Genomic DNA, 10,583 nt, shown 5'->3' on the forward strand with positions numbered 1-10,583 from the left:
ATTAGGGACTTTTAGCAGTTATCGGTTTTGATTATGTTACGTCTCAATTTGCTGCAACCAAATCAACAGGCATCTTAGATTATGAAAAAACCGTTAAAAAGCATAAGTGCATTTCTGATACTCTTTCTTTTTTCAACCGGGGCATTTGCTCAGCTTCAGTCACCTGAAGATTACCTCGGTTATGAACTTGGAGACCGATATACACCTCACCACAGAGTTTTGAGCTATGTTACCCACGTGGCCGACAACTCCGAATTGGTGACAATTCACCATTATGGTAAAACTTACGAACACCGTGAGCTCGTGTACCTTGTCGTTACATCTGAAGAAAATCACGCCAACCTCGAAGAGATTCGTTTAAACAATCTCAAACTGACCGGACTCGAAGAGGGTGAGCCTACAGAAAATCAAAAAGCAATTACCTGGCTTAGCTACAACGTTCATGGAAATGAGACGAATAGCAGTGAAGCTGCCATGAAAACGCTCTATGAGCTGGTTGATCCGGCAAATCGGGAAAGCAAAGCATGGCTGAATGATTCTGTAGTAATCATTGACCCGATGATAAACCCGGACGGTCGGGACCGGTACGTTAATTGGTTTAACACTGTAATTGGCACTGAGTACAATCCCGATCCTATTGCACGGGAACACCGCGAACCATGGCCGGGCGGACGAGCCAATCACTACCTGTTTGATTTGAACCGCGACTGGGCGTGGCAAACTCAGGTTGAGTCGCAGCAGAGAATTGAAGTTTATCAGCAGTGGATGCCGCACGTTCACGTTGATTTCCATGAAATGGGGTACAACTCTCCATACTATTTTGCGCCGGCTGCCAAACCGTATCACAACGTGATTACCGACTGGCAAGAGGAATTTCAAACCATTATCGGTAAAAATCACACTAAATATTTCGATGAAAACAGCTGGCTGTACTACACACGCGAGGTTTTTGATCTCTTCTATCCAAGCTATGGCGATACCTGGCCAACATACAACGGCGCGATCGGTATGACGTACGAGAAAGCCGGTGGCGGGAGTGCCGGTGCGGCGGTAACCACAGAAGAGGGTGAAGTATTAACCCTGAAAGATCGACTGACCCATCACCACGTTGCGGGGATATCCACGATTGAAGCGACGGCCAACAATGCTGACCGCGTAGTTCGGGAGTTTGCCAACTATTTTGATAAAGCGGCAAACGAACCTGCAGGCACCTACAAATCGTTTGTGGTTAAAGCAGACAACGATCCGGACAAAATTCACCACCTGCTGACCTTCCTCGATTCGCAACAGATTGAATATGGCACAGCCGGCTCAAACCAAAATACAAACGGTTATAACTATAAGAGCGGGCAAAATGAGCGTGTTTCGATTTCAGAAAATGATGTTGTTGTAAGTGTTTATCAGCCGCAAGGACAATTGGCTCGCGTGTTCTTTGAGCCAAATCCTGAACTTTCCGACTCTCTCACATACGATATTACCACCTGGGAAGCGCACTACCGTTTTGGACTGGAAGGCTTCGCACTGGAATCCAATATCAATCCCAATCAAAATATTTCAGCGGAAGATTACAGAAGCAGCACCATTTCCGGTGCAGACAAACCTTACGCCTATGTAACCGATTGGGACAGCATGGATGATGCGCGGTTTTTAGCTGAGATTACCAAAAACGGAGTGAAAAGCCGATTCTCCACCGTCGATTTTGAAATAGAAGGGGAATCCTTTAAGCGCGGATCACTGATTATTATGCGCGGTAACAACTCTCATTTGGATGATGAATTTGATGAGATTGTTCGTTCTGCAGCAGAAAATCACAGCCGGGATCTGTTTGGAGCATCCACAGGATTTGTAACATCCGGTTCTGACTTCGGTTCAAATAACGTACGCTATATCGAAAAACCTGAAATTGCTGTTCTGATGGGTGATGGCACTTCATCTCTAAGCGCAGGAGAAGTGTGGCACTTTTTCGATCAGCAGCTTCACTACCCGAATACACAACTCAATACGGATGATCTAATGCGTGCTGATCTGTCTAAATTCACCACGCTTATTCTTCCGTCAGGTTCTTACAACAGCGTACTAACTGACAGCGCCATCGAGAAAATTTCGAGTTGGGTTCGTGAAGGTGGGAATCTAGTGTTGATTGCGAATGCAAACCGAAACTTCACAGATAGAAACGGTTTCCAGCTGGCACGAAAACAAGCCGAGGCCGAGGAACCGACAAACGAAGAGATGCTGGCACCTTACGACAACCGGTCGAGACGCTATATTAGCAACACCACATCAGGTTCTGCATTTGAAGTAACTCTCGACACAACGCATCCGTTAGCTTACGGCTACGATACAGAGTACTACACGCTCAAATTGAGTGCAGACTCCTACAGCTATTTGGATTCCGGCTGGAATGTGGGAACCGTCCGTGACAATTCATACAGGAGTGGATTTGTAGGAACTGAAGCAGAACCAATGATTGAGAACTCACTCTCTTTCGGCGTTCAGAGCTACGGCAGCGGACAGGTGGTTTATATGATCGAAAATCCGCTCTTCAGGGGATTCTGGGAGAATGGAAAACTGCTGGTTGCCAACAGCCTGTTCTTTGTAGGAAACTAATTCAGATTTGAGATCTGAGTCCTGAGTCTAGAGATTTACCTCTTGACTCTGGACTCTTAACTCATTTCATTGACCTACTTTTCAAACTTCATCTTCATCAATGCAGCCGCAATTTCAATGGGTGAATAGTTACTTTCTGCAAGTGGCTCCAGCTGATCGATATATTCTCTCAGCCCGCCTTTTTGAAGGACCTCAACGATTTCATCCAGGTGCGATTCCATCTTCGACATTTGCACCTCTTTGGATGAAGGCATCGGCAACGGCATCAGCTTGGCACCGATAATTTTTTCAATAAAACGGATACTTTTTCTCTTCCTTCCGGTAGAGAATGTAATAGCCATTCCGGATTTACCTGCGCGTGCTGTTCGCCCAATTCGGTGGACATAGAACTCCGGATCCTGGGGTACATCGTAGTTGAAGACGATATCAATATCATCCACATCCAATCCGCGTGCAGCAACATCCGTAGCTACCAAAAGCTCGATTTTTCCGTTTCTGAACTTGTTCATCACCTTATCGCGCACGTTCTGGCGCATATCGCCATGGAGCGCATCGGCAGAAAAACCGCGGGCCTGAAATTCCTGTACAAGAGAATCGCATCTGCGCTTTGTATTAGAAAAAACCAGTGTGAGATTGGCACCGGTCATATCAATCACGCGTGAGATCGCCTCTACTCGCATCGAGTCCCGGACTTCCATCACATACTGTTCAACACCTTCAGCTGTTTGAGCCCGTCCCTCAACTTTGATCATCTCCGGCTTATCCATCCAGCGATTCATAATATTTTTGATCGCATTTGGCACGGTTGCGGAGAACATAACCGTTTGCGATTTGCCTTTACTGTAGCTTAAAATCTGCTCGAGATCTTCTCGGAAACCCATGTTCAGCATCTCATCGGCTTCATCAAGTACAACCATTTCGAGCGCACCCAGTTTTAATGTACCGCGCTTCAGGTGATCAATTACCCGTCCCGGAGTTCCCACTACTATCTGTGCTCCTTTTTTCAGGGCCTTAAGCTGCCTGCTGATTGGCTGTCCGCCATAAACAGGTACGGTAAATACGCCGTTTACGTGCTTTGGCAAGTTTGATCAGTTCGCCGGTTACCTGAATAGCCAATTCCCTAGTTGGAGTTAAAATTAAAACACTTGGAGATTTTGAGCCTTTGTTGGCCATTTGCAGTGCCGGAATACCAAACGCTGCGGTTTTACCCGTACCGGTTTGAGCCTGCCCTACCAGGTCTTTACCCGATAATATTTGAGGTATACACTTTTCTTGAATGGATGTTGGAGCTTCAAAGCCCATATCGTTTACGGCTTTGAGGATTTCAGGCTGAATTCCCAGCTCTGAAAAAGAAGAATTTTTCATTTTTGTCTGATGTTTGTATTGGATAGCCGGACTGAGGCTCTCGATAAAAAGTGAACATACGTTCACCCGGATTACGATATACCTATCCTATGTATCCTGATTTTGAAATATCTGTCGCTCTCCTCGCGCATCGCTCCGCTCTTGTGTTTTTTTAAACATTTCGGAGATACTCCCTGGCCAAAAGCGCGATTTACAAACATTCAGGAGAGAACTACTGAAGAGAGGCAAAAAGGTACCGAGTTGGGCAGGTCAACGTCGAACGTCAGTTGAAGGGGCATAAGGTACGGATAAGAAATGGATTTATTGCTATAGGTTTTGGAGTAATAAGCATTGAATCAATACTGCCCAAAATGATTAATGGAAATAAAAGAAGATTATAACCAGTTTGATATTTTCTTTCTCGCTGAGTATCGCAAATTTATACGCAGATTTGCGCAGAGTATCTGCGAGACTCAGCGGAATTATCCGCGTCAATCTGCGAGAAATGAAACAGCTGTTATTCAGGGTTGTCAACCTCTTTTAATTTCATTAATCGAGTATGAAGCGAAATACTTTATACTTTCTGCCTGATACCTGCTACTCACTACTCTTATTTCGAAACAGAGCATACGCTTCAAGCATAATCCAGATTGAAAAACCTAGTATTACTGCTCCAAACGAAAATAGAAGCAGATTGAATTCAGACTCCCCGGCTCCGGACCAATCAAAAACAACCTGCTCAATCATAGCCCACAGCGTCATAAACAGAACAAATATCATGGGCACGAGAGTGTAAATTATGGGCCGACCCTGTCGCTTCAGCCAGATTGTAATCAGCAACAAACTAATTCCCGCCAAAAGCTGATTGGATGTCCCAAAGAGCGGCCAGAGAATATATCCGCCCGAGCCCAGTCCGCGTGGTCCCTCCGGCAGTATCACCAACGCCGCACTTGCGCCAACAGCTATCATCGTGGAGGTGTGAAGTTTGGTCAGTGGCTTCACCTTGTACTCCTCACCCAGTTCATTCAAAATATATCGCATCAGGCGTACGGAAGTATCCAGGGTCGTTGCAGCAAAACTGATCACGATTACTGCAATAATCGTTTGAGCTACCTCCAACGGAATCATCAGTCCGGTAGCCAGGCGGGCAGCGCCTTCAACAAAGATATTCAAACCGCTTGAGCCGGCCGCTTCAAAGGAGTGGTAGTTTTCCAGAAACTCTCCGGTTGTGTTGAAATAAGTGACAATAGCTACAATGGTTATCAGGGCAAGTGAACCTTCGCCAATTGCACCGAGGTACCCGACAAACCTGGCATCAGTCTCTTTATCGAGCTGCTTGGCCGTGGTACCCGAGGAAACCAGTCCGTGAAATCCTGAGATCGCCCCGCAGGCAATGGTAATGAAAAGAAGCGGAAACCAGCTCACATCGCTTGTATCGGTATTGGTTGGCGGAGCCGTAATTTCCGGACTGATCACGAAAAGCCCGAGGTAAAGGATGGCCAACCCAAGTATGAGCTGATAGGCATTGATCAGATCACGCGGCTGAAGCAGCATCCAGACCGGAAGCGTGGATGCAAAATAGACGTAAACCATTAGCACGATGATCCAGGTCAGAAACGCCATCTCAACTCCGCTCAGTCCAAACAGAAGCGTTGCCTCCTCACCGCCGAAATATTGAACCAGGTCGATCTGCAAGACCGGCACATAGCTGGCGATGATGGCGGTAAAATACATCACAAAGAGAACAACAATGGAGGGAATGAGCATACTTCCGCTGGCTTTATATACACGAAAACCGATCCAGATAGCCAGCGGAATCTGAATAAATATGGAGAGCACCGTGGCCGGAAAACTGATGAACAGGTTTGAAATCACCCAGGCAAATACGGCATTTACCATCAGCACGAGAATCAGGATAATGAATAGAAAAAGAAGGCGTCCCCGGCGTCCAACCAGTTTATCGGCAAGCGTGCCTACAGATTGACCTTTGTTGCGAACCGAGAGGACCATGGTTCCAAAATCATGAACACCGGCTGCAAAGATGGTTCCGAGAACCACCCACAAGCATGGCGGGAACCCAGCCCCAGTAGACGGCAATTGCCGGCCCTACGATTGGAGCAGCACCGGCGATGGATGTAAAATGATGCCCCAGCAGCACAAATTTATTGGCCGGTACATAATCCCTCCCATCTTTGAACTCATGAGCGGGAGTCATAAAATCCGGGTCGAGCTGATAGATTTTCTCAGCCAGATACTTTGAGTAGTATCGGTATCCGATAAAGAAGAGAACGAGCGATAAAGCAGCGACTAAGCTTGCCGGCACGGTTCAGTTTGTTTTGATTCTACTGCCTATTTAAGAGCAGGATAGGCTTACATCCCAATCCATCATCCAAAATAAAGTTTTAAAGCAAATCTGCAACTGAATAATATCGCCACGGCACATCTTTTGACGCGAAGCGAAACACGGAATTCACTGAAGAATATTCATTGAGTTGGAGCTATTAAACCGCAGAATGTTGAACTCTGAATATCGAATTTCGAAGTAAAGTCACTTCAATATTTTACATTCAGTATTCTGCGGTTCGAAATTTCTTTCAAATCAATCATTTAATAATACGGGTTCACCGTAACCGAGGCCGCTCAAACGCTTCAGCTGTGTCCGGGCATCACCCACAATCACATAGTACATTCTGTCGGGGTTGGCGTACTCGCCGGCCAGTTCGCTGATCTCTTCACGGCTCATCTCACGAACAACATCCTGCTGCGCATTAATGTAATCCGCCGACCATCCGTTGGCACTCATGGTTTGAAGAATTCCCAGTTTGGCTCCAAGCGTTTCAAATGCGCGGGCATTGCTCTTCAACAGAAAGCTCTGCGTGTTATCGAGGTCCTGTTCTGTGAATGTATCGGGGTAGTCTGCCATGATATCCCGAATCAACTCTACAGCTTCGAAGGTAATATTACTTCTCACCCCGCTGCTTACGCTAAACGGTCCCGGCAGACTGCTGCCCGAAAATCCTGACCGAATGCCGTAGGTATACCCTTTTCCTTCGCGAAGCTCCTGCGTGAGACGTGATGCAAATCCGCCGCCTCCAAGAATGTAGTTCATCACCGTTGCAGGATAGTAGTCATCATCCGTTTCCGGCATAGCCAGGTACCCGATTCTCAACACCGATTGTGACGCATTCGGTACATCGTAGAAATAGACCCGGGATTGCGCCGGAGGCTCAGGAAACTCAAATTCAGGAATACTTACAGGACTGGATTCCCACCGCGACTCCAAATCAGACAGAGACGCTACCGCATTACTCTGATTGATGGCACCGGCGATGTGATACGTAGCAACGGATGGATTGATGTAATCTTCGTAATAAGCTTTCAAATCATCCAGCGTAATGGATTCCACACTCTCTTCAGTGCCCAAGCTGCTGAATGATAGAATATGCCCATCACCATAGAGCAACTTGTTGAACTCATTTGTGGCAATGCTGTTTGGATTAGACTGCTGCTGAGCTATCCGGCTCAACACACTCTGTTTCGCCAGGTCAAACTCACGTTCATCCCATCGCGGCTCGAGCAGAATCTCCTCAACCAGATCGAGCGTTGCATCATAATTTCTGGCCAGTGTATTTCCTGAAATAGTGAAATACTGACGTCCTGAGCTAACATTTATGCTCGCACCGAGAAGGTCAATGGCCTGCTCAAGCTCAGCCGGAGTTTTGTTTGCCGTTCCCCGGGTCATAACATCAGCCAACAGATTTGAAACACCCACTTTATCAGAATTTTCAACCAAAAGTCCGCCATCAATTCTGATGTTGAACTGAACCAGCGGCAGTTCACGATTTTCAATTCCATATACATCCAGTCCGTTACTCAATTCAGAAGTCCATACTTGCGGTACGGATATCTCAGGCTCAGGTCCGTAAGGTGGCTCTTCCGACCGGTCGAAAGAAGAAGGTGTTCGTTCATATTCGGTATCTTCCGGCAGGATAAAATCCTCACCTTCCGCTCCCTGTACGATTTGCTCTGTTTCAATTTCCGCCTCAACAGATCCTGCCAAAGCCAGATCAGCCTCACCGCGAGGCACAAAGCTCGTTGCCACATAATCCTTACCCTTGATGTATTGTTCATACACTCGGTTCACATCATCAAGTGTTACATCCAGTGTTTTCTGAATGTCCTGATTAATATAACCCGGATCGCCGGCAAAAATATTGTACTGCGCCAGCTGAAACGCTTTGCCTAAAACGCTGGAGAGACCCGTGTAGAATCTCGTTTCAATACCGGATTTTACCCGTTCCAGATCCTGTTCAGTAAAACCATTCTCCTCATATCGCGCAAATGCTTCTTCAACACCTGCCAGTGCATCATTTAAATCAACACCGGGATAGGCGCGAACCCGGAGGGAAATTTCACCTGCCAGCTCTGAGTTGCTGCTGTACATTCCCACGCCTGATGTAAGTTCTTTCTCTTCAACGAGCACTTCGTATAGCGGTGCGGTTCTTCCGTCAGCCAGCAGCTGCGTCAAAATTTGCAGTGCGTACGCGTCATCGTGATAGTTCTCCACCCCCGGCCAGGTCAGACGAAGTTCCGGCAGTCGAGCAAAATTATCCACATGATATAACTTTTTGGTTTCATCCAGTTCTGCCGGCTGCTTTTCAAGCGGCTCGATCTCCTCACCGGCTGGAATCTCATCAAAATATTTCTGAACCCACTCGCGGGCTTGATCAGAATCAAAATCACCGGCTATAACCAGTGTGGCGTTATTCGGCACATACCAGGTGTTGTAGAAATTGACCACATCATCCAGCGTAGCGGCCTGAAGATCTTCGAGCGAACCGATCACCTGCCAGCTGTAGGGATGTCCTTCTGGGTAGAGATTTTTATCGATCACATAACCGGTATGACCGTATGGCGCATTGTCCACACCCTGTCGCTTTTCATTTTTCACCACCTGTTTCTCTTTCTCAAGCACCATTTCATTTACTGTATTGATGAAATAGCCCATCTTATCGGCTTCTGCCCAGATCATCTTCTCGAGGGCGTCATTCGGTACGGTTTGAAAGTAGTTCGTCCGATCGCGGCTGGTGGAACCGTTTGCACCTGATCCTCCAATTCTGGCACTCATCTGATCCAGTCCGCCCCGCCCAAGGTTTTCTGATTCAAGAAAAAGCAGGTGCTCAAAGAGATGTGCAAAACCTGTTCGCCCGGGAAGTTCGCGAGCAGACCCGACATGAAACGTCAGAGCTACGGCCGTAACCGGATCAGAATCGTCCTTGTGAAAAATAACTTCCAGCCCGTTATCAAGTGTAAATTTCTCATATTCAACGGAAAAGTCGGTATCGGAAGAAGAGCTGCATGCGCCGACCAAAAAGAGCAAGGCGCCAATAAGAGTAGCAAAAATCGGATAGGATAACTTCATGTATCGTGTATATTTGGGTGAATTGTCAGTTGGGAATGTACACGATTTATCGCGAAGAAATTGTAATAATTAGTTTCGTCTGAACCTAAATCCACTCTTCGGATCTTTCCCTTCTTTTTGTTGGTAACTGTTGATAATCACAGTAAGCGCCGCCACTCCCGTTAGTAGCACAGTAATGGTGCTTGTATCCCAAACCAACCACATCATTAAAGTTACCAAAAACAGGCCGATGCTGAAGATGTATTGAAAACTTGTAACTTTTTTCTCTTCCTCTTTTCTGACTAATGGCATAATTAAGCAGCCTTGGCTCCAGTTTTTTCAAAAAACAGTTTCATGATAAAACCAAACAGCGGCCCGCCTACAACTATAAGACCCAAGAAAGTAACAATAACCTGCCTTGAGAGTATATCGATTCCGATAAGCGGAAATAAGATGAGCAATAAAATACTCGTCAAAACCCCCCAACTCAAACCTTCTTTGATCCAGCCAAGGCCTTCAAATGGATTTTCAATCTGATCCGTATCGATATCTTTATATCTGGCCGGTTGATTTTCAATCCACCTCTGTTTTAAACTATTTTTGAACCATCCCCAGATTGGAAACGTGACTGTCAAAACAAGGAGTGTTGTCAGATTCATGAGACATGGGATAATCTCTCCGCAATTCGGACAGTAGAGGCCAAACCAGTTTTTAAATGCCGTGCCATTTTGTGTCGACCAGGTTCTCCCGTCGTGAAGCGTTTCGCAGTGCGGACACGGCACATAGCTTCGTTCAAGAAACGGTTTTTCAGATGTTTTATCCTCAAGTGATACTTTCGGTACCCGCTGACCCAGAATAAGCTCATTAATGACCAGACCCGGATTTAAGAGATAGTGCAGTATCATCCAGTTTTTCCAGGTATAGACTTTGTATTTATCTTTATCAAAGTTCATAATGATCCGGGTTTTGTTCAGTTTACATAAGCATAGTAAATTCAAGGTTATGACACAATATATTTAGCTCAGAATATTTTTTCTACAAAATGAATCTGACAATTTTCAATACCTCATACAGACATGATTTTCTATCACAGCGGCGGTTCAGCCTGTTCGCCTGTTTATAAATCCGTTTCAAGATAAACGCTACCATTGCATTATCTGAGACAATTCACTTCTTTGTTATAGTTTAACATTTAATATAGATGTATAAATTTTGACCACTATGGAGCTGT

The 10,583-nt window shown here is 46.0% G+C and carries 6 protein-coding genes and 1 pseudogene; 1 reads left to right on the forward strand and 6 read right to left on the reverse strand.

The features are described 5' to 3' along the window. Positions 1-81 precede the first annotated feature (81 nt). Positions 82-2,607, forward strand: coding sequence for a M14 metallopeptidase family protein (locus tag U5K35_RS05735; protein ID WP_322570511.1), 2,526 nt, complete (start codon positions 82-84; stop codon positions 2,605-2,607). Positions 2,608-2,681: 74 nt separating this feature from the next. On the opposite strand, the gene U5K35_RS05740 is transcribed toward U5K35_RS05735, so the two are convergent. The 6 genes and pseudogenes from U5K35_RS05740 to U5K35_RS05770 all read right to left on the reverse strand — a co-directional run bounded on the left by U5K35_RS05740 (position 2,682) and on the right by U5K35_RS05770 (position 10,305). Beyond that, positions 2,682-3,689: a DEAD/DEAH box helicase gene (locus tag U5K35_RS05740; protein ID WP_322570512.1), complete on the reverse strand. Its 1,008-nt coding sequence runs from the start codon at positions 3,687-3,689 to the stop codon at positions 2,682-2,684. Beyond that, positions 3,619-3,972, reverse strand: coding sequence for a DEAD/DEAH box helicase (locus tag U5K35_RS05745; RefSeq protein WP_322570513.1), 354 nt, complete (start codon positions 3,970-3,972; stop codon positions 3,619-3,621). The genes U5K35_RS05740 and U5K35_RS05745 overlap by 71 nt, the downstream gene beginning before the upstream one ends. Before the next feature lie 576 nt (positions 3,973-4,548). Continuing rightward, positions 4,549-6,274, reverse strand: a pseudogene (locus U5K35_RS05750) (carbon starvation protein A). Between the two features lie 276 nt (positions 6,275-6,550). Then, positions 6,551-9,373: a pitrilysin family protein gene (locus tag U5K35_RS05760; RefSeq protein WP_322570516.1), complete on the reverse strand. Its 2,823-nt coding sequence runs from the start codon at positions 9,371-9,373 to the stop codon at positions 6,551-6,553. Between the two features lie 69 nt (positions 9,374-9,442). After that, positions 9,443-9,664, reverse strand: coding sequence for a hypothetical protein (locus tag U5K35_RS05765; RefSeq protein ID WP_322570517.1), 222 nt, complete (start codon positions 9,662-9,664; stop codon positions 9,443-9,445). 2 nt (positions 9,665-9,666) lie between these two features. Further along, positions 9,667-10,305 carry a hypothetical protein gene (locus U5K35_RS05770; RefSeq protein ID WP_322570518.1) on the reverse strand — a complete coding sequence of 213 codons (639 nt, stop codon included), beginning with the start codon at positions 10,303-10,305 and terminating at the stop codon, positions 9,667-9,669. Positions 10,306-10,583: the final 278 nt, after the last annotated feature.

The sequence above is a fragment of the Rhodohalobacter sp. genome (genome assembly GCF_034521535.1).
Lineage (GTDB): Bacteria > Bacteroidota > Rhodothermia > Balneolales > Balneolaceae > Rhodohalobacter.

What these genes read in the sequence shown, in the direction of transcription:
- U5K35_RS05735 (WP_322570511.1), top strand. Translation starts at nt 82, where the DNA reads ATGAAAAAACCGTTAAAAAGCATAAGTGCATTTCTGATACTCTTTCTT.
- U5K35_RS05745 (WP_322570513.1), bottom strand. Translation starts at nt 3,972, where the DNA reads ATGAAAAATTCTTCTTTTTCAGAGCTGGGAATTCAGCCTGAAATCCTC.
- U5K35_RS05760 (WP_322570516.1), bottom strand. Translation starts at nt 9,373, where the DNA reads ATGAAGTTATCCTATCCGATTTTTGCTACTCTTATTGGCGCCTTGCTC.
- U5K35_RS05765 (WP_322570517.1), bottom strand. Translation starts at nt 9,664, where the DNA reads ATGCCATTAGTCAGAAAAGAGGAAGAGAAAAAAGTTACAAGTTTTCAA.
- U5K35_RS05770 (WP_322570518.1), bottom strand. Translation starts at nt 10,305, where the DNA reads ATGAACTTTGATAAAGATAAATACAAAGTCTATACCTGGAAAAACTGG.